We start from the raw sequence: 20,590 nt of genomic DNA, 5'->3' as shown, positions 1-20,590 counted from the left end.
CAGTCTTCAACTATATCTGACCAGTATCCAGCCTGGCTCAGTGCTCACCGGCCGGTCGACCAACACCCGGTTGGCGACCATCGTCGGAACCCTTCGGAGCAGGCGCCTGCTCAGGCTCATCAGCCGGAACACCACCGGAGGGGCCGCTATCACCCCAGCCTTTCGGCGGGCGGGGATCACGGCCTTCCATGATGTCATCGATCTGGTAACGATCAATGGTCTCGTACTTCATCAGGGCATCGGCCATCAGGTCGAGCTTGTCACGGTTATCGACGAGCAACTGCTTCGCCTTTTCATAACAGCTGTCGATGATGTTGCGAACTTCCTCATCGATACGCTGCGCCGTTTCCGGAGAATAGACCGTTTGCGCCTGACCGGCAGAGCGACCGAGGAAAGGCTCTTCGCTGTCTGTATCGTACTGCAGCGGGCCAAGCTTCTCAGACAGCCCCCAACGCGTGACCATATTACGCGCCAGGCTGGTTGCCCGCTCGATATCGTTGGAAGCACCGGTGGTGACTCCATCGAAACCAAGGGTCAGTTCTTCGGCAATACGGCCACCAAACAGACTGCAGATGGAACTGATCAGGAAGCGCTTGCTGTGGCTGTACTTGTCTTCCTCCGGCAGGAACATTGTGACACCCAATGCGCGGCCGCGAGGAATAATACTGACTTTGTAGACCGGATCATGCTCAGGCATCAGACGCCCGACAATGGCATGACCGGACTCGTGGTAAGCCGTATTACGCTTCTCTTTCTCGCTCATGACCATGGATTTGCGCTCGGCGCCCATCATGATCTTGTCTTTCGCGAGCTCAAACTCTTCCATGGAGACCAGACGCTGGTTACGACGGGCCGCAAACAACGCAGCTTCGTTCACCAGGTTCGCCAGGTCAGCACCCGAGAAGCCGGGCGTGCCACGGGCAATCAACACAGGCTCTACTCCATCGGCCAGAGGCACTTTCTTCATGTGCACCTTGAGGATCTGCTCACGACCGATGATGTCCGGCAGCCCGACAACGACCTGGCGGTCAAAGCGACCTGGGCGGAGCAACGCCGGGTCCAGTACGTCCGGACGGTTGGTGGCGGCAATCACGATAACGCCTTCGTTACCCTCGAAGCCGTCCATCTCTACCAGCAACTGGTTCAGTGTCTGCTCACGCTCGTCGTGACCGCCGCCCATGCCAGCGCCACGATGGCGGCCAACGGCATCGATCTCGTCGATGAAGATGATACAGGGGCTCTGTTTCTTGGCCTGCTCGAACATATCACGGACACGGGAGGCACCCACGCCCACGAACATTTCCACGAAGTCCGAACCGGAGATTGAGAAGAATGGCACCTTGGCCTCACCGGCAATCGCCTTGGCGAGCAGGGTCTTACCGGTACCCGGCTGACCCACCATCAGTACACCCTTGGGGATACTGCCACCAAGACGCTGGAACTTGCTGGGGTCCCGCAGGAAATCCACCAACTCCTTGACGTCTTCCTTGGCCTCGTCGACACCGGCAACGTCACCAAAGGTGGTTTTGATCTGATCCTCACTCATCAGGCGGGCTTTACTCTTGCCAAAGGACATGGGGCCTTTGCCACCGCCACCGCCTTGCATCTGCCGCATAAAGAACACGAACAGCGCGATGATAATAAGAATTGGGAAGGCAGCCACCAACAGCTGGGTCCAGAGGCTTTGACGCTCCGGTTCCTTGCCGATGACTTCCACGTTGTTGGCCAGCAGATCATCCATCAGCTTATTGTCGGACACCTGTGGGCGGACAGTCTGGAACTGGGAGCCGTCACCACGGGTACCCTGAACCTGCAGACCATCAATGGTGACCTGACGGACCTGTCCGTCCTGCACCATTTCCACAAACTGCGAATAATTGACCTGTTGCCCGCTGGTGGTGGGTGTGAAATTCTGAAACACCATCAGCAGTACGGCGGCTATAATCAGCCAGAGAACCAGATTTTTTGCCATATCGTTCAAGGATCGTCACCTGTGAATTGAAGGATCGCCCCGTCAGGAGAAAGCCTTTTCTGACACCTTACACCAATTGTACGCCCGTCCACCAGAATCGGCCTATCCGTATCGACCACTGCGGGGGTGTCAATCCCACGGTCATTCCGTTCCGGGGCGGGGTCAGCCCTTAAATCCCTTGCACACCTGATAAATCTCCCTCGATCTTGCGCGGGAGGAGTCAGGCTTCCTGCTGACAACGGTGCCAAAACTTTTACGCATTTCAGCCAGCAGGGCATCAAATCCCTCTCCCTGAAATACCTTGGCGACAAACACGCCACCGGGCTTCAGGACTTGCTGCGCCATATCCAGCGCCAGCTCCACCAAACCCATGGCGTTAGGAATATCCACTGCCGCCATACCACTCATATTGGGTGCCATATCCGAAATTACAACGTCAGCGCGGCGTTCACCCAGTAAATCCAGCAATTCGTCCAGCACTGACTGCTCGGTAAAATCGCCCTGAACAAACGCCACACCTGCAATCGGGCTCATCTCGAGAATATCGCTGGCGACCACCGTGCCATCGTCACCAACCCGCTCAACCGCAACCTGGGACCAGCCGCCAGGCGCAGCACCCAAATCCACAACTGTCTGCCCGGGCCGGAACAGGCGGTCTTTGTTATCGAGCTCAATCAGCTTGTAACTGGCCCGCGAACGATAGCCGTCTTCCCGAGACTTTTTGACCCAGACATCATCAAAATGTTCCTTCAGCCAGCGGTCACTGGTTTTCGAGCGAGCCAAAACCTACCTCCATAAAGCGCTCCAATTGGACCTCCAATCATATGGGTACGTGGTAACGGCGATTTCACCGGCCGATTGATCTGATACAATCCCGCGATTATACGGAATTGGCGAGCATTTCGCCGCTGACGTTTTATTAATCGCACCCATAAAGAGATCACATAATGAGTCTTTCGCCGGAACAGCGCCGGGAATACCGGGGCATCGCCCACAATCTGAAGCCCGTTATCATTGTCGGCGACAAGGGCCTGACCGAAGGGCTTCAGGAGGAACTCGAGCGGGCCCTGAACGACCACGAGCTGATCAAGATCAAGGTTGCCAGCCAGGACCGCGAAACCCGCCAGGAAGCCGTTGCCGCCCTGTGCGAAGCCTCCGGCGCGGAGCTGGTGCAGACCATCGGCAAGATCGCCGTGATCCTGCGCCGGGCGAAAAAGCCCAACCCCAAGCTGTCCAACCTGCTGCGCCAGAAACACTGACGCTGTCAGCACGCCAGGGCCGCACAATGTAAAAAGCCGGCTGTTGTTCGCAGCCGGCTTTTTGTTTGCAGAATCAGCACCCGACGAACGTCAGATGTGCTCTACCTGCTCGATTTCATACTCAACGGTTCCCGAAGGCACACGCACGGCAACCACGTCACCCTCGCTTTTACCCACCAGCGCCCGCGCGATCGGCGAGGAAATGGACAGCTTTCCGGCCTTGATATCTGCCTCATCCTCACCAACGATCTGGTAGCTGACCTGCTCGTCGGTATCGACATTAAGCATTCGCACGGTGGTGCCGAAGATCACCTTGCCGGTGTTTTCGATGCTGTTGACGTCGATTACCTGGGCTGCGGACAGCTTGCCCTCGATTTCCTGGATACGCCCTTCGATAAAGCTCTGCTGCTCCCGAGCGGCGTGGTATTCCGCGTTCTCTTTCAGGTCGCCGTGTTCGCGGGCATCGGAAATAGCCGCGATCACCCGGGGACGATCTTCGGACTTCAGTTTCTGAAGTTCCTCACGTAGGCGGATTTCGCCCGCCTTTGTCATGGGTACTCTGTCAGCCATAGTCTTACTTTCCTGCGTGTAGATCCTGGAGGCGGCGCACAGTGCGCTCGGGCCCGAACTTGATGGCCCTGCAGAAGGCTTCGCCGCCCGCCAGTGTCGTTGTATAGGTTACCTTGGTCTGCAGGGCCGACTGGCGAATCTGTGCCGAGTCGGAAATCGCCTTGCGACCTTCGGTGGTGTTAATAATCAGCTGTACCTGACCATTTTTAATAGCGTCCACGATGTGCGGACGCCCTTCACGAACCTTGTTCACCCGATCAACGGTGAGCCCGGCCTGCTTCAGAGCCTTGGCGGTACCAGTGGTGGCAATCACCTTGAAACCGGCGTCAATCAGATCCTGTGCCACTTTCGCGGCACCGGGCTTGTCGACGTCCCGTACGGACATGAAGGCCGTACCCTTGGCCGGCAGGCGCTCACCGGAGGCCAGGGCCGCCTTGGCGAAGGCTTCGTCAAAGCTGTCACCAATACCCATCACCTCACCGGTGGACTTCATTTCCGGCCCCAGGATGGGATCCACTGCCGGGAATTTGTTGAACGGGAACACCGATTCCTTGACGGAATAGTAAGTCGGCACAATTTCCTGAGTGAAGCCCTGCTCTGCCAGTGACTTGCCAGCCATGCAACGGGCCGCCACCTTGGCCAGTGACACACCGATGGCCTTGGACACAAACGGCACGGTACGGGACGCCCGCGGGTTCACCTCGATCACGTAGATCTCGCCACCCTGCCAGGCCAGCTGCACGTTCATCAGGCCGATAACATCCAGCTCAATGGCCATCTTCCGTACCGCTTCGCGCATTTCATCCTGCACGTCTTTCGGCAGGGTGTAGGGCGGCAGGGAACAGGCGGAATCACCAGAGTGCACGCCCGCTTGCTCAATGTGCTGCATGATGCCACCGATGACCACGTCCTTGCCGTCGCTGATGGCGTCAATGTCCACCTCGATGGCGGCGTTGAGGAAGTGATCCAGCAGCACCGGGCTGTCGTTGGAGACCAGCACGGCATTGCGCATGTAGCGAACCAGCTCATCCTCGTCATAGACGATTTCCATGGCCCGACCACCCAGCACGTAGGAGGGGCGTACCACCAGCGGATAACCAATCTCGCGAGCCGCCAGGATGCCTTCTTCGTGGCTGCGCACGGTGGCATTTTCCGGCTGAATCAGGCCGAGGCGGCCGATCATCTGCTGGAAACGCTCCCGGTCTTCGGCGCGGTCGATGGCATCCGGGCTGGTACCGATAATCGGCACACCCGCCGCTTCCAGGCCACGGGCCAGCTTCAGCGGGGTTTGGCCGCCGTACTGGACAATCACACCCTTGGGTTTTTCGACGTGGATGATTTCCAGCACATCTTCCAGGGTGATGGGCTCGAAGTAGAGCCGATCCGAGGTGTCGTAGTCGGTGGAAACGGTTTCCGGGTTGCAGTTGATCATGATGGTTTCATAACCATCGTCGCGCATAGCGAGGGCGGCGTGAACGCAGCAATAATCAAACTCAATACCCTGACCGATGCGGTTGGGACCACCGCCAATGACCACGATTTTCTCGCGATCAGAGGCACCCGCCTCACACTCTTCCTCATAGGACGAATACATGTAGGCGGTTGATGAGGCAAATTCAGCCGCGCAGGTATCCACCCGCTTGTAGACCGGGCGAATGTCCAGGTCATGGCGCAGCTTGCGCAAGCTGACTTCAGAAATGCTGAGCAGCTTGGCCAAGCGCGCATCGGAGAACCCTTTGCGCTTGAGGCGGAACAGCGTATCGCGATCAATATCCGCCTTGCCGGCGGATTTGAGGGCAGTCTCTTCTTTGATCAGGTCTTCGATCTGTACCAGATACCATGGATCTACATGCGTGTTGTTGAACACTTCTTCCACGGTCATCCCGGCTCGGAAGGCATCGCCGATGTACCAAAGGCGCTCGGCTCCAGGCACATTCAGTTCCTGGGTGAGGGTTTCCTGGCCGTCGGTGGTGCTCAGGTCGACCTTCTCTTCAAAACCGTCGGAGCCCACTTCCAGACCACGCATGGCCTTCTGCAGCGACTCCTGGAAGGTACGACCGATGGCCATCACCTCACCCACGGATTTCATCTGGGTGGTCAGGCGCGCATCAGCCTGGGGGAACTTCTCGAAGGTGAAGCGCGGAATCTTGGTGACCACATAGTCGATGCTGGGCTCGAACGAGGCCGGAGTAACACCACCGGTGATTTCATTGCGCAGTTCATCAAGGGTGTAACCCACCGCCAGCTTGGCCGCCACCTTGGCGATCGGAAAACCCGTTGCCTTGGACGCCAGCGCCGAAGAACGCGACACCCGGGGATTCATTTCGATGACGACGACACGGCCGTTGTCCGGGTTTACGCCGAACTGCACGTTGGAACCGCCAGTTTCCACACCGATCTCACGCAGTACCGCCAGAGAGGCGTTCCGCATGATCTGGTATTCCTTGTCGGTGAGCGTCTGGGCCGGCGCGACGGTGATGGAGTCACCGGTGTGCACGCCCATCGCGTCAAAGTTTTCAATGGCGCAGACGATGATGCAGTTGTCGTTTTTGTCGCGGACAACTTCCATCTCGTACTCTTTCCAGCCGATCAGGGACTCATCGATCAGCAACTCGTTGGTCGGCGACAGGTCCAGACCACGGGTGCAGATTTCCTCGAATTCGTCGCGGTTGTAGGCAATACCGCCGCCGGAACCACCCATGGTGAAGGACGGGCGGATGATGCAGGGAAATCCGATGTCGTTGGCCACTTCCCAGGCTTCCGCCATGGAATGGGCGATCGTGGCGCGAGGGCACTCCAGGCCAATTTTCTTCATGGCCTTGTCAAAACGATCACGGTCTTCAGCTTTGTCGATGGTGTCGGCGTTGGCGCCGATCATTTCCACACCATGCTCAGCCAGAACGCCGTGCTTTTCGAGGTCCAAAGCGCAGTTCAGGGCTGTCTGACCACCCATGGTAGGCAGCAATGCATCCGGCTGTTCTTTCTCGATGATCTTGGCAACGGTCTTCCAGGTGATAGGCTCGATGTAGGTGGCATCGGCCATTACCGGGTCGGTCATGATCGTGGCCGGGTTGGAGTTCACCAGGATAACCCGGTACCCCTCTTCACGCAGGGCTTTACAGGCCTGGGCTCCAGAGTAGTCAAACTCGCACGCCTGCCCGATCACGATGGGGCCCGCGCCCAGGATCAGAATGCTTTTAATGTCGGTACGCTTTGGCATCAACGTGCCTCCATCAGGCGGATAAATTCATCAAACAACGGCGCTACGTCGTGCGGGCCGGGGCTCGCCTCCGGGTGACCCTGAAAACTGTAGGCTGGCTTGTCGGTACGGCGGATTCCCTGCAGAGAACCGTCGAACAGGGATTTATGGGTCGCCTCCAGATTGTCCGGCAGGCTGGTTTCGTCCACCGCAAATCCGTGGTTCTGACTGGTAATCATCACGGTACCATCGGCGATGTTCTGTACCGGATGGTTGGCGCCATGGTGGCCATGCCCCATCTTGATGGACTTGGCCCCGCTGGCCAGGGCCAGCAACTGGTGGCCAAGACAGATGCCGAAAACCGGAATGTCGGTCTCCAACACATCGCGAATGGCGCTGATGGCGTAGTCACATGGCTCGGGGTCGCCGGGGCCGTTGGACAGGAAAATACCATCGGGATTCATCGCCAGCACATCGGCAGCGGGGGTCTGGGCTGGCACAACAGTGATATCACAGCCGCGACTGGCCAACATGCGCAGGATGTTGAGCTTCACACCGTAGTCCCAGGCGACGACCTTGAATTTTGATTCGGTGCGCTCGCCATAGCCACTTTCGATATCCCACTCACTCTGGCTCCAGGTCCAGGTTTTTTCCGAGGTGACTTCCTTCGCCAGATCCATGCCTTTCAGGCCCGGAAAAGCGTTGGCCAGCTCCAGAGCACGCTCGGCCGTGGCGTCTGCGCCGGCGACCACGGCGCCATTCTGGGACCCTTTATCCCGCAGGATTCGGGTCAGGCGACGGGTATCGATATCGGCAATGCCGACGATATTGTTGTCGCGCAGGTAGTCCTGTAGCGAGCCGGTGCTGCGCCAGTTGCTCACCAGCAGGGGCAGATCACGGATTATCAGGCCGGCGGCCTGGACGCGATCAGATTCGATGTCTTCTTCATTCACACCGGTGCTGCCGATGTGAGGGTATGTGAGGGTGACAATCTGGCGGGAGTAGGACGGGTCGGTCAGGATCTCCTGATAACCGGTCATGGCGGTGTTGAACACCACCTCTCCGCTGGTTTCCCCTTCAGCGCCAATGGCGGTGCCGTAAAACAGGCTTCCGTCTGCGAGTGCAAGGATGGCAGGTGTACTCAAGGCTTGTATCCTCATCGAGTGGCGTACAGGTTCGTCACGAACAGGAACGCAAGCGCAAATTCAGGTCGCAAAAAAGCGAGAGGGAGTTGAACTCCGTCCCGCTTTTTCTGTTGAGCGTTGTCAAAGCTACGCTTGGTGCAGTTAAACCGCCTTATTGTACGAAATATGGCAGTTTGTGTCCACGCGAAATCTTACTCGTCGCTACTTCAGCCCCAACACATCCTGCATGTCGTACAACCCGGCCGGCTTACCTTCCAACCACAATGCCGCACGCATCGCACCTTTGGCAAACGTCATCCGGCTGCTGGCTTTGTGGGTAATTTCGATGCGCTCGCCTTCAGTGGCGAACAGAACGGTATGATCACCAACCACATCGCCGGCCCGAATGGTTTCGAAGCCGATCTCCTTGCGGGTACGCTCCCCGGTAAAGCCTTCACGGCCGTAGACAGCACATTCCTTAAGGTCTCGACCGAGGGCATCGGCGACAACTTCGCCCATTCGCAATGCCGTGCCCGACGGCGCGTCTTTCTTGTGGCGGTGGTGGGCTTCGATGATTTCCACATCATAGTCGTCACCCAGGGCTGCAGCGGCGGTGCGCAGCAGGTTGAGGGTGACGTTGACGCCCACACTCATGTTGGGGGCAAACACTACCGGGGCCTTTTCCGCGGCAACGGCGAGCTGTTCTTTCTCGGCGTCGGTCAGGCCGGTGGTACCGATCACAATCATTTTGCCGTTGGTTTTACAGAATTCCGCATTTTCCAGGGTCAGATCCGGGAAGGTGAAGTCGATGAGTACGTCGAAATCCTCCTTCACTTCGGCGAGGCTGCCAGCCATCTTGACGCCAGTCTTACCAATGCTGGTCATTTCACCGGCGTCGGCGCCGATAAGACTGCTGCCAGGCTCGACGACTGCCGCGCCAAGTTCCAGGCCTTCAGTTCCGTCAACGGCTTCGATCAACACTTTGCCCATGCGCCCTGCGGCGCCGATGACTGCTACCCTCATCACGTCTGCCCTCAGAATTTCATTTCGTCGAAGAAGCTTTTCACACCTTCAAACCAGGAGGTTTTTCGCGGACCGTGCTGGTTGCCATCGCCACCGTCCAGGGTCTTCTGGAATTCTTCCAGCAACTCTTTCTGACGCTTGGTGAGGTTAACCGGAGTTTCCACAACCACGCGACACAGCAAATCACCGGACGGACCACCACGAACCGGGCTAACGCCCTTGTTCCGCAAACGGAACAGCTTGCCGGTCTGAGTCTCCGGTGGAATCTTCAGCTTAACGCGACCATCGAGCGTCGGCACTTCAAGTTCGCCACCGAGACTGGCATCCACGATGCTGATAGGCACTTCGCAATAGAGGTTGCGACCATCACGGGTAAAGATGGAATGCTCTCGAACCGCGACCTGCACATAGAGGTCACCGGAAGGCCCACCTTCAACACCCATCTCGCCTTCACCGGAGAGACGAATACGATCACCGGTATCCACGCCCGGCGGCACCTTGACGGACAGCGTTTTCTCTTCCTGGATGCGACCGGCACCGTGACACTTCTTACACGGGTTCTTGATGATCTTGCCGGAACCACGACAGGTAGGACACGCCTGCTGCACAGTGAAGAAGCCCTGCTGCATCCGCACCTGGCCCATGCCATTACAAGTACCACAAGCCTCCGGCCGTGAGCCCTTCTCGGCCCCGGAACCGTCACAGGTGTTGCACTCGGTGTGGCCAGGAATCCGGATCTGGACGGTTTTGCCTTTTACCGCCTCTTCCAGGTCCAGCTCCAGGGTGTAACGCAGGTCAGCCCCGCGCGTATTGCGGCCACCGCGGCCGCCACCAAAGATATCACCAAACACATCGCCAAAAATGTCGGAGAAGCTGGCACCACCGCCGCCTCCTCCGAATCCGCCGCCGGCAGAGCCATCAACACCGGCGTGGCCAAACTGGTCGTAGGCTGCGCGCTTGGAGGAATCGGAGAGTATTTCATAAGCTTCACTGGCTTCCTTGAACTTATGATCGGCGTCCTCATCATCCGGATTCCGGTCAGGATGATACTTCATCGCAAGCTTGCGGTAGGCTCGCTTGATCTCTTTTTCATCCGCTTCCCGGGACACCCCGAGAATCTCGTAATAGTCGCGCTTGGCCATGCTCTAAAACCCTGTTGGTAAAACGAGGAAAACGCGGAAGAGCTCCCGCGTTTTCCAACTGCCTGATGATCTTAAGTTTTATCGCTTGTCGTCGTCTTTGACTTCTTCAAACTCGGCATCAACGGCGTCGTCGCTGGAACCGGACTGGGCAGACTCTTCGCCCCCGGCCTGCTGCGCCTGCTCTGCCTGATCCGCGTACATCTTCTGGGCCATTTCAGAAGACGCTTCCGTCAGCTTCTGAGTCTTGGCCTCGATGTCGTCCTTGTCAGAACCAGCCAGGGCTTCTTCCAGCTCCTTGATCGCAGCCTCGATAGACTCTTTCTCGCTGTCGGACACCTTGTCACCAGCATCGGCCAGGGTCTTGCGCACGGTATGGACCATCGCGTCACCCTGGTTGCGGGCCTGGACCAGCTCTTCGAACTTGCGATCCTCGTCGGCGTTGGCTTCCGCGTCCTGAACCATCTTCTCGATTTCGTCGTCGTTCAGACCTGAAGACGCCTTGATGACGATGGACTGCTCTTTACCGGTCGCCTTGTCTTTGGCCGACACGTTCAGGATACCGTTGGCATCGATATCGAAGGTGACTTCGATCTGCGGCGTACCACGGGGCGCCGGCGGAATGTCCGCCAGGTCGAAGCGACCCAGTGACTTGTTCTGTGTCGCCTGCTTCCGCTCACCCTGGACCACGTGAATGGTCACTGCAGTCTGGTTGTCATCCGCAGTGGAGAAAGTCTGCGACTTCTTGGTCGGGATCGTGGTGTTCTTGTCGATCAGCGGTGTCGCCACGCCACCCATGGTTTCGATACCCAGGGTCAGCGGGGTAACGTCCAGCAGCAGAACGTCTTTCACATCACCGGAGAGCACGGCCGCCTGGATGGCAGCACCCATGGCTACAGCTTCATCCGGGTTCACGTCCTTACGCGCTTCCTTACCGAAGAAGTTCTTCACTTTTTCCTGAACCATCGGCATGCGGGTCTGACCGCCGACCAGGATGACTTCGTCGATTTCACCGATCTTGGCACCGGAATCTTCCAGCGCGGTGCGGCACGGCGCGAGACTGCGCTCGACCAGCTCTTCAACCAGTGACTCCAGCTTGGCACGAGTCACTTTCACGTTCATGTGCTTGGGACCACTGGCGTCTGCCGTCACGTAAGGCAGGTTCACATCGGTCTGCTGGCTGCTGGAAAGCTCAATCTTCGCCTTCTCAGCCGCTTCCTTCAGTCGCTGCATCGCCAACGAGTCGCCACGCAGGTCAATGCCACTGTCTTTCTTGAACTGATCGGCAAGATACTCGATCAGCTTCATGTCAAAGTCTTCACCACCCAGGAAGGTGTCGCCGTTGGTGGCCAACACTTCGAACTGGTGCTCACCGTCCACATCGGCGATCTCGATGATGGAGATGTCGAAGGTGCCACCACCCAGGTCATAAACAGCAACAGTACGGTCACCGCTCTTCTTGTCGAGACCATAGGCCAACGCAGCAGCAGTTGGCTCGTTGATAATCCGCTTCACGTCCAGACCAGCGATCTTGCCGGCGTCTTTGGTGGCCTGACGCTGGCTGTCGTTGAAGTAGGCCGGCACGGTGATAACCGCTTCGGTCACTTTCTCGCCCAGATAGTCTTCTGCGGTTTTCTTCATCTTCTTGATGATTTCCGCAGACACCTGCGGCGGCGCCATCTTCTCGCCTTTCACTTCGACCCAGGCATCACCGTTGTCTGCCTTGGCGATCTTGTACGGCACCATCTTGATGTCTTTCTGGACCACGTCGTCTTCAAAGCGACGACCGATCAGACGCTTGATGGCGTAGAGGGTGTTGTTCGGGTTGGTGACCGCCTGGCGCTTGGCAGATTGACCTACCAGCGTTTCACCGTCTTCGGTATACGCCACGATGGACGGGGTAGTGCGATCACCCTCGGCGTTTTCGATAACCTTGACCTTGTCGCCATCCATAATGGCTACACAGGAGTTTGTGGTTCCCAGGTCGATACCAATGATCTTACTCATGCAATTACTCCAATTCGGTTGTTCAATTCAGTTCCGGCTGCCTTGAAAGTTGCCCCGGAGTCCCGGTGCGCCGCCTGTTTACTGGCTATATTGGCGCTTTAATCTGCTTTTCAAGCCTGCTCGTCGATTTTTGGCGCGTCTTCGGCCTTGGCGACCACCACCATCGCGGGACGAACAAGGCGATCGTTCAGGGTGTAGCCCTTCTGGACCACAGCCACCACACTGTTGGGCTCGGCATCAGGTGCCGGCACCATGGACATGGCCTCGTGCTGCTGGGGATCAAACGGCTCACCCACGGGGTTAAGCTGAACCACATTGAACTTGCCGAGACTCCCCATGAACAGATTAAGAGTCATCTCGACCCCTTCACGAATAGAGGCCACCAGTTCGCCGGCACTTTCATGCCCCTCAGTGCTTTCAACCGCCTTTTCCAAGCTGTCAGCGACCGGCAGAAGCTCCTTCACAAACTTCTCCAGCGCGAATTTGTGGGCTTTCTCCACATCGATCTCAGCGCGACGGCGAACATTCTGCATCTCCGCCTGGGAACGCAACATCTGCTCCTGAAACTCCTGCGCCTGGGCCTTCAGGGCCTCAACTTCGCTTTCCGGAGCGGCTTCGGCACTGTCTTCCGTCGCCGTTTCTTCCTCGGGAGCGGCTTCCGCAGTGTCTTTCAACTCTTCTTCCACCTGTTCGTTACGATTCTCGTCAGCGCTCATGACTACTCCTGCTTGATCGTCGGCGGCCAGACGACCGGCCGGTTAACGTTTGGTTTCCGACCGCCATGGGCCGAAAAAAACATGTTTGCGAACGGATATGGGGCCCGTATCGGATGTTTCAACCGTTGCGCACCTCATTCATTCACAAATTCGCCAGCCGATGTTTGCAAACAGGAAAAACCCTGTATATATTCACAGTCACTGTATGTAATCACAGTATTCAGGAATTGAGCGGAGGACCTCTGCATGCTCACACAGCTCACTGTTTCCAATTACGCCATTGCCGAGCGGGTCGAACTTCAGTTTGGAAAGGGTATGACGGCGCTGACCGGAGAGACCGGTGCCGGCAAATCCATTGTCCTGGACGCCCTTGGCCTTGCCATGGGCGGGCGCGCCGACGCTGGCGCCGTACGCCATGGCGCCAAACGCGCCGATATTACCGCTACTTTCGACGTGTCCCGCATTGCCGAAGCCCGGCAATGGCTGGAAAACCATGAGCTCGACGATGACAACGAATGCATCCTGCGCCGAGTGATCAGCAAGGATGGCCGCTCTCGCGCCTACATCAACGGCCAGCCCTGCCCCCTTGCCCACCTGAAAGATCTGGGCAGCGCCCTGATGGACATCCACAGCCAGCACCAGCACCAGTCCCTGCTGCGCAAGGAGACTCACCGCAAACTGCTGGACGAGTTCGCTGGCGCAGAAGCGTTGGGAGAGCAAACCAGGGATGCATGGAAAGCCTGGCACAAAACCCGCCAGCGGCTGACCGAACGCCAGCAGAATGCCGATGAGACAGAAGCCCGCCTGCAGCTACTGCGCTACCAGGTGGAAGAACTGGATCGCCTGGCGCTGGAAGACGGAGAGCAGGCAGAGCTGGAGAAAGAACAGGAACGGCTCAGCCATGCCGACACGGTGCTACACAACAGCCATCAGGCTACCCTGCTATGCACGGAAGATGAGAATAGCGCAGCGGATCTGGTGCGCCAGGCTTTACAGCAACTGGAGCAGTTGCCGGTGGAGGTACCGGCACTGACGGAAACCATCCAGATGCTGAATGAAGCCCAGATTCAGATCACCGAGGCTGGCGACAACCTGCGCCACTTTGTGGAAGATTACGACGCCGACCCAGCCCGACTGGCCGAAGTGGAAGAGCGCCTGAGTGCCATTTACCAGATGGCCCGCAAGCACCGCATCACACCGGAGACTCTCCCGGAATTCCACCAGAGCCTGAGTGCCGAACTGGCATCGCTGGACGACGGCGAGGGCAGCGTTGAGAAGCTGGAGGCGGAACTGGAAGAACAGCGAAGCCACTTCAATACCCTGGCCACCGAGTTGTCGAACGCACGCCAACAGGCTGCTGCCAACCTTGATCAGCGCATCGCGGAGGAGCTCGCCCAACTGAGCATGCCAGCGGTCCAGTTCGTAACCCACCTGAGCCGCAACAAAGGCGACGAGCCTGCGCCCCACGGCCTGGAAGACATTGAATTCCTGGTCAGCGCGAACCCGGGCCAACCCGCACGTCCGCTAGCCAAGGTAGCCTCGGGTGGCGAACTCTCACGCATCAGCCTGGCCATTCAGGTGGTGGTTGCGCAAACTTCCACCACACCAACACTGGTCTTTGACGAGGTGGATGTAGGCATTGGTGGCGGCACCGCCGAAGTGGTTGGTCGCTTGCTTCGCAGCCTGGGCAGTAATGGACAGGTGTTGTGCGTCACCCATCTTGCCCAGGTAGCGGCCCAGTGCCATCAGCACCTGTTCGTCAGCAAGTTTACGGAATCAGACGCCACTTACTCGAAGATCGAGTCATTGGACGACAATGGCAGGGTCAGCGAAGTGGCAAGAATGCTCGGTGGTGTGGATATGACCGAACACACCATTGCCCATGCCCACGAAATGTTCACGAAAGGCCAGGCTACGCATCACTGAACAGTTTGAAAGGTAAGCGTATTCCCCTCTCGATCCTGAGAGTTGTTGGGGCGGGCTAAAACCCCGCCCCCTTTTTTTCTTTTTTCCGGAACAAATCCTGAGTTATCAGGATTTGAGGGGTTTGACGTAAAGAATCAGGCTGTGATCGACAATCTCATAGCCTCGTTCTTTGGCAATTTTTTGCTGCCGCTCTTCGATTACCTCATCGACGAACTCAATGACCTCACCGGTCTGAGTGCAGACCATGTGATCATGATGATCGTCGCCGGCCATCTCAAAAACGGCGTGCCCACCTTCAAAGTTGTGGCGCAGAACCAGGCCAGCTGCCTCAAACTGAGTCAGCACCCGGTAGACGGTTGCCAGGCCCACGTCATCACCCTGTTCGAGGAGCTTTTTGTACACATCCTCGGCGCTGAGGTGATGCTCCTCGGAGTTCTCCAGAATATTGAAGATCTTCACTCTTGGCAGAGTGACTTTAAGACCGACTTTTCGTAATTCGGTGTTTTCGGATGACATGTTACGATTCACTCTTTGGTGTGCCTCACGGCTTCCGGTATGATGAAGCCGCATGTTAACGGTCAGACCGTGTCACACCTGCCCCTGGCAGGCGATTTCAAGATAGAGGATTTCCCCCGGCGATGCAAAAGCTCACAGCTCTCATTCTAACTCTCATCATGGCTGGCTGTGTTTTCCCAGGCGTATACAAGATCAATGTACAACAGGGGAACATACTGACCGACGAAGAGCTGACATCACTGGCCGAGGGCATGTCCCGCAGCCAGGTCCACTCCTTGCTGGGCACCCCGCTGATGACCAACCCCGCCGATCCGTCCCGGGAGTACTATGTGTATACCTTCCAGCGCAGTGGTGGCGATATCAAGGAACAACGGGTCATCGTCTACTACGATAACGACCAGTATTCCCATTACGAAGCCCAGCTGCTGGAAGAAACGCCCGCCTACTGAGCCAGCCTCAAGCCTTAACCCTTCTTCTTTGCCCGGTTAAGCCGGGCCTGCTTGGGGTCGATCTGCAGCGGCCGGTAAACTTCAACCCGGTCGCCGTCCCGCAACTCGTGGGCGGACGGATTCTTGATCACCTTACCGAAGATTCCCATATCGCCATTTTCCGGATCGACCTCAGGAAATATGGCAACAATGCCGGAACGCTTCACAGCCTCCACAGCCGTGGTGCCCTCTTCGACACTCAAGCTGATGATTTCCTGCCTGTCTGGCCTGGCAAAGGCCACCTCAACTCGAATCATTGTTATCCCCCGAGATACACCTGGTCTGCGCGACGGCAGAACGCGTCCACCATGGTATTCGCAGCCTGATTGAAGACCGGCCCGAACGTCATCCTCGACAAGGATCCGGAAAACTCAAATTCCAGCGTGAGAATCACCTTGCAGGCGTTATTCTGCAGGGGCTTGAACTGCCAACGACCGCTAAGGTTACGGAAAGGACCATCCACCAGGCTCATTTCAATGGTATGCGGCAGGTACAGCTGGTTGCGCGTGGTCAGCCGGTGACGGATACCACCTTTGGCGATATCCATAGATGCCATGATTTCGTGGTCTGTCTGCTCGTGCACCTGGCTGGCTGAACACCAGGGAAGAAAGTCGGGGTAGCTGGCAACATCGTTGACCAGGTGGAACATGCGTTCCGCCGAGTGCATAACCAGCGCGGTCTTGTCGATCTGATGGGGCATTGGAACCGGACGTCCTGCTTGCGAATACTCTTGAGTTGAAGACCCTGCAAAGGGGGAGCCCCTTTAATCGGGACGCCAATATCAGACGCTATGATAAAGGATATCACCGTTGTTGGGGTCACTTTCCTGCCCAGCCGGGCCGTTCTTACCGCTCTTCTCGCCTGGCTCGCCCGGATTGGTCTCTGGCTCGCCACCCCCACCGGCATCACCCGCTTCATTGTTGGGATCATTCGCATCGGGGGCAGTTGGCGTCATTGAGCTTGGCGCCAACTCTACGGTAGGTTCGCACCACAATCCGTTGCTACCGCTGTCGCACAACGCCACCAGCGACGTGGCGGTGTACTGCAGGCCGATATACGCCACCACCAGCGGCAAGATCAAGCGCATCACCCAGAACCATATACGGCCAATCAGGCGTGGTGCCTTTCCCAGTATGGTGAAGGTCAGATTTCGGGTCAGGTACCAGCCCGCGAAGACAGATATCAGGATACTCACCAGCGGAATCAGCAGGCCACCCGTGATCAGCTCAAGCCAGCGGAACAAGGTGCCCCCGGCGAAACGCTCGTCGGACCATAGATTGAAGGACAGCAACGACCCAAGCCCCGCCAGCCAGACTGAGCTGCCCATCAGAAAGGCGGACAAGCCCCTTGGTGCGCCTGTCCACTCCTGAAACCAACCGACCACCGGCTCAAGCAATGAAAGAGACGTCGTCCACACAATCATCACGATGACCAGGAACACGGCCGCCACCAGAAACTGACTGCCCGGCAGATCCGCCAGGGCCACCGGCAGCGACAGGAAAAGCAGCCCGAACCCGCGCTCACCTTCCATGGAATGGCCATCGGGCGCCAACGAATAAATCGCCAACCCGGCCCCGATGGCGATCAGGGTGTCCATCAACACCACAGCCAGCACGGAACGCTTAAGGCGAGTGTCCGCGGGTGTATAGGCACCGAACAGGGTCCACACGCCCATTCCGAGCCCAAGAGTGAAAAACGCGTGAAACAACGCCGCCCGCAAACTGTCCAGGGTCACGTCGGCGGGGCGGAAATCCAGCATGAAGTCCGACGCACTGCGGAAATCCCCACTCCAGGCGGCCAAACCGCAGAGCGCCAGCAGAATCAGCATCATCGCCGGTGCCACCACCCGTACTGCACGCTCGACACCGTCCACCACGCCCTGCATCGACACCCACACCACCAGCAACAGGAAGAATCCGTGCCAGCCCATGAACACGCGATAGTCCCGCGAGTCCGACACCAACGCGGAGAGGATACCTGCGGCTTCAGCCTCGCCGGCGCCAATAAACCGGCCCATGGCTCCGTAGAATACGTAGGCCAGAGCGATGGCACCGAAAACAGCCGTAAAGGAAAGCACCAGAAAAGCCGCCAACACCCCCAGACGACCAGCCCACATCCACGCCCGGGACCGTCGCGCGCTGCGAACGAAACCATCCATCGCCAGCACCAATCCATGGCGGGCGTATCTTCCCATCGCGGATTCGGTGACCATCAACGGCAGCGTGACCAGCAACAGGCACGCCAGGTACAGCAATATGAACAACCCGCCGCCATGCTGGCCGGCCAGGTAGGGAAACTGCCACACGTTCGCGAGGCCAAAGGTTGCCCCGGTCGCGGCCCAGAAAAAAGTGGTTGGCCGGGTCCACGACCCGATTGGTGTTTCGTATGGAGTAGGCATTCCATTCCCTGACGACATCTCAGCGCACATTGTAGCGGAGGAATCACAACCCATACGACCATCGACTCAGTCAATCGCGCCGATTTCGTGACCAGTCTGGTACTACTGGGCTACAATGCGCGCTTTTCCGGCACGATTACGCACGGTAAATTTTCTGTCCGACTCCGGATCAACGATTCATGAGCAAGAAGAAACCCGGCGCACCGAGCGCCACCATTGCCTTGAACAAAAAGGCAAAACACGAGTACCACATCGAGGAACGCTTTGAGGCGGGCCTGGCCCTGCTCGGATGGGAAGTAAAATCCATCCGTGCCGGCAAGGCGCAGCTCACCGATGCCTACGTGCTGCTTAAGGACGGAGAGGCCTGGCTGCTGGGATCCCACATCATCCCGCTCACCGCCGCCTCAACCCACGTTATCGCGGACCCGACCCGGACCCGCAAACTGCTGCTGCACGCCAAGGAAATTGCCAAGATCGTCGGCAAGGTTAACCAGGCAGGCCATACCTGCATTCCGCTGGCCATGTACTGGAAGAAGAACAAGGTGAAATGCGAAATTGCCCTGGTGAAAGGCAAGAAGCTCTTCGACAAGCGTGCCACCGAGAAAGAACGGGACTGGAACCGCCAGAAACAACGCATCCTCCGCGAAACCAACGTCTGATCCGCTGGCCGGGCCCCAGGCCCGGCGACTTCTCCCCGCATTTTATGTCGCATCTGCATCCTCTTTTAGCCCCTCTCTGATCAGCCTATACTCGATCCCTTACCCCAATCCGCATACGGACAGCGGCCACCCAGGGACAGACGGGAACCAAAGGGAGCAAGTGATGACACGCCGACAAACACCCATGTCTGCAGTAGATCGCTCGTGGCTACGCATGGAATGCCCCGAGAACCCCATGATGATTTCAGCGGTGCTGGTGTTTGATCAGCCCATTGCCCTCAAGCGCCTCAAGCGAACGCTCGACGAACGCTTTCTCACCTTCCGGCGCTTTCGACAGCGCGTCGTCACCGAAGGCGACCGCACGTACTGGCAGGACGACCCACTCTTTCATATCGACAACCATATTCACGTTCTTGCCCTTCCCGGCGATGGAGGCAAACAGGAGCTGCAAACACTGACCAGCGACCTGACCAGCACCTCGCTGGATTTCCGGCGCCCGCTCTGGCAAATCCACTATATCGAGAACTATCAGGGTGGCTGTGCCCTGCTGGTTCGCATCCATCACTGCATTGCTGACGGCATTTCACTGGTGCGTGTGCTGCTTTCGCTGACCGACAACTCGCCGGAACCGAGACTCAGCCGGGTATCGACATCCAGCCAATCCAAGACCCATGCACCTCAAGGTCTACGACAGCTCGCCAGCCGGGCTTTGCATAATGGACAAACCGCCATCGACCAGGCAGGCCTGTTTCTGAAGTCCATCCGCAACGAGCCGGGCTACCCGTTCAAACTGGCCACTACCGCGGGCAACATCGCCGTCGACCTGCTCAAGCTGGGCCTCTCCCCGGCGGAACCAGACACCTGCCTGAAAATACCCCTGAGCGGTCGCAAGCATGTCGCCTGGGCCGACCCGCTGAGTCTCGCCGAAGTGAAGGTGTGCGCCAGAGCCCTGCGCGGCACCGCCAACGATGTGCTGCTGTGTGCCGCCGCCGGCGCGTTGCAACGGCATTTTTTAGCCACCGGCGAGGCCACGCCGGAATGCGGTGTTCGCGTTGCCGTACCGTTTAACCTGCGCCCGATGCGACAGCCGATCGAAACCCTGGGCAACCAGTTCGGGCTAGTGCTGGTCACCCTGCCCGTGGAGGAGACCGATCCGATCATGCGGTTCCGCCAGGTTCAGGAAAACATGAACCGCCTCAAACGCTCCTATCAGGCTCAGGTAACCTACAGCCTGCTGGACCTGTTCGGGCGCGGCCCGGATGTCCTTGAGCGGCGGGCGCTCTCCATGCTCAGCAATAAGGCCTCTGCGGTACTCACTAACGTGCCGGGCCCAAAAGAACCTGTATATTTGGCGGGAGCAAAGCTCACCCAGCCCATGTTCTGGGTGCCCCAAAGCGGCAATATCGGCATCGGTTTGAGCATATTCAGCTACGCCGGCACGGTGCAATTCGGCATCACCATCGACAAGAACATCAAGGCCGACCCGGCCAGTGTGATGGGGCATTTCCGCGACAGCTTTGCCGAACTCCTGGACGCCGCGCTGCACAACAGCGAACAGAACACCGCCCGGGCCGCCAGTTGATAGGTACAACTG

18 protein-coding genes are annotated in these 20,590 nt (G+C 57.9%); 5 read left to right on the top strand and 13 right to left on the bottom strand.

Annotation, left to right across the window (positions count from 1 at the left end; genetic code table 11):
- Positions 1-37: 37 nt before the first annotated feature.
- Positions 38-1,981, bottom strand: coding sequence for an ATP-dependent zinc metalloprotease FtsH (gene ftsH, locus SIC19_RS13470; RefSeq protein WP_218618561.1), 1,944 nt, complete (start codon positions 1,979-1,981; stop codon positions 38-40).
- Between the two features lie 153 nt (positions 1,982-2,134).
- Positions 2,135-2,755 (bottom strand): 23S rRNA (uridine(2552)-2'-O)-methyltransferase RlmE, encoded by a 621-nt coding sequence (rlmE, locus tag SIC19_RS13465; protein ID WP_075194315.1) that lies wholly within the window; start codon positions 2,753-2,755, stop codon positions 2,135-2,137.
- Between the two features lie 164 nt (positions 2,756-2,919).
- Here rlmE and yhbY point away from each other — a divergent pair, with 164 nt between their 5' ends.
- Positions 2,920-3,231 carry a ribosome assembly RNA-binding protein YhbY gene (yhbY, locus tag SIC19_RS13460; RefSeq protein WP_007153111.1) on the top strand — a complete coding sequence of 104 codons (312 nt, stop codon included), beginning with the start codon at positions 2,920-2,922 and terminating at the stop codon, positions 3,229-3,231.
- A 90-nt stretch (positions 3,232-3,321) separates the two neighbouring features.
- Here the strand turns inward: yhbY and greA are convergent, their stop codons facing one another.
- From greA to grpE, 7 genes are all read right to left on the bottom strand, one after another.
- Positions 3,322-3,783, bottom strand: coding sequence for a transcription elongation factor GreA (gene greA / locus SIC19_RS13455; RefSeq protein ID WP_036212229.1), 462 nt, complete (start codon positions 3,781-3,783; stop codon positions 3,322-3,324).
- Positions 3,784-3,805: 22 nt separating this feature from the next.
- Positions 3,806-7,021 carry a carbamoyl-phosphate synthase large subunit gene (gene carB, locus SIC19_RS13450; RefSeq protein ID WP_075194313.1) on the bottom strand — a complete coding sequence of 1,072 codons (3,216 nt, stop codon included), beginning with the start codon at positions 7,019-7,021 and terminating at the stop codon, positions 3,806-3,808.
- On the bottom strand, positions 7,021-8,145 hold the full coding sequence (gene carA / locus SIC19_RS13445; protein WP_083637121.1) for a glutamine-hydrolyzing carbamoyl-phosphate synthase small subunit: 1,125 nt from the start codon (positions 8,143-8,145) through the stop codon (positions 7,021-7,023). Before carA ends, carB begins: the two co-directional genes overlap by 1 nt.
- A 201-nt stretch (positions 8,146-8,346) precedes the next feature.
- Entirely contained in the window at positions 8,347-9,147 is an 801-nt protein-coding gene (dapB, locus tag SIC19_RS13440; RefSeq protein WP_075194311.1) for a 4-hydroxy-tetrahydrodipicolinate reductase, read from the bottom strand.
- Positions 9,148-9,158: 11 nt separating this feature from the next.
- On the bottom strand, positions 9,159-10,289 hold the full coding sequence (dnaJ, locus tag SIC19_RS13435) for a molecular chaperone DnaJ (RefSeq protein ID WP_041333797.1): 1,131 nt from the start codon (positions 10,287-10,289) through the stop codon (positions 9,159-9,161).
- Between the two features lie 78 nt (positions 10,290-10,367).
- Positions 10,368-12,293 (bottom strand): molecular chaperone DnaK, encoded by a 1,926-nt coding sequence (gene dnaK / locus SIC19_RS13430; protein ID WP_036212180.1) that lies wholly within the window; start codon positions 12,291-12,293, stop codon positions 10,368-10,370.
- A 110-nt stretch (positions 12,294-12,403) separates the two neighbouring features.
- Positions 12,404-13,009 carry a nucleotide exchange factor GrpE gene (grpE, locus tag SIC19_RS13425; protein WP_036212177.1) on the bottom strand — a complete coding sequence of 202 codons (606 nt, stop codon included), beginning with the start codon at positions 13,007-13,009 and terminating at the stop codon, positions 12,404-12,406.
- Between the two features lie 246 nt (positions 13,010-13,255).
- Between grpE and recN the strand changes: the two genes are divergently transcribed.
- Positions 13,256-14,935, top strand: coding sequence for a DNA repair protein RecN (gene recN / locus SIC19_RS13420; RefSeq protein WP_041333796.1), 1,680 nt, complete (start codon positions 13,256-13,258; stop codon positions 14,933-14,935).
- A gap of 105 nt (positions 14,936-15,040) precedes the next feature.
- On the opposite strand, the gene fur is transcribed toward recN, so the two are convergent.
- Positions 15,041-15,451, bottom strand: coding sequence for a ferric iron uptake transcriptional regulator (gene fur / locus SIC19_RS13415; protein ID WP_007153120.1), 411 nt, complete (start codon positions 15,449-15,451; stop codon positions 15,041-15,043).
- 122 nt (positions 15,452-15,573) lie between these two features.
- Between fur and SIC19_RS13410 the strand changes: the two genes are divergently transcribed.
- On the top strand, positions 15,574-15,900 hold the full coding sequence (locus SIC19_RS13410) for an outer membrane protein assembly factor BamE (protein ID WP_007153121.1): 327 nt from the start codon (positions 15,574-15,576) through the stop codon (positions 15,898-15,900).
- A 14-nt stretch (positions 15,901-15,914) separates the two neighbouring features.
- On the opposite strand, the gene SIC19_RS13405 is transcribed toward SIC19_RS13410, so the two are convergent.
- The 3 genes from SIC19_RS13405 to SIC19_RS13395 form a co-directional block, all read right to left on the bottom strand.
- Positions 15,915-16,196 carry an RnfH family protein gene (locus tag SIC19_RS13405; protein WP_036212170.1) on the bottom strand — a complete coding sequence of 94 codons (282 nt, stop codon included), beginning with the start codon at positions 16,194-16,196 and terminating at the stop codon, positions 15,915-15,917.
- A 2-nt stretch (positions 16,197-16,198) separates the two neighbouring features.
- Positions 16,199-16,639, bottom strand: coding sequence for a type II toxin-antitoxin system RatA family toxin (locus SIC19_RS13400; protein WP_036212167.1), 441 nt, complete (start codon positions 16,637-16,639; stop codon positions 16,199-16,201).
- A gap of 81 nt (positions 16,640-16,720) precedes the next feature.
- The gene (locus SIC19_RS13395) at positions 16,721-18,337 is read right to left on the bottom strand and encodes a sodium-dependent transporter (RefSeq protein ID WP_075194310.1); all 1,617 of its coding nucleotides are present in this window, start codon (positions 18,335-18,337) and stop codon (positions 16,721-16,723) included.
- Between the two features lie 179 nt (positions 18,338-18,516).
- On the opposite strand from SIC19_RS13395, the gene smpB reads away from it, so the two are divergent.
- Positions 18,517-18,996, top strand: coding sequence for an SsrA-binding protein SmpB (gene smpB / locus SIC19_RS13390; protein WP_007153125.1), 480 nt, complete (start codon positions 18,517-18,519; stop codon positions 18,994-18,996).
- 163 nt (positions 18,997-19,159) lie between these two features.
- Complete coding sequence (locus SIC19_RS13385; protein WP_075194309.1) at positions 19,160-20,578, top strand: wax ester/triacylglycerol synthase family O-acyltransferase; 1,419 nt, start codon at positions 19,160-19,162, stop codon at positions 20,576-20,578.
- Positions 20,579-20,590: the final 12 nt, after the last annotated feature.

It is taken from the genome of Marinobacter sp. MIT930201 (assembly GCF_047122665.1).
Taxonomy (GTDB): Bacteria; Pseudomonadota; Gammaproteobacteria; order Pseudomonadales; family Oleiphilaceae; genus Marinobacter; species Marinobacter salarius.
Note: the sequence above shows the minus strand (reverse complement) of the source record. Positions and strands in the feature narration are given on the sequence as shown.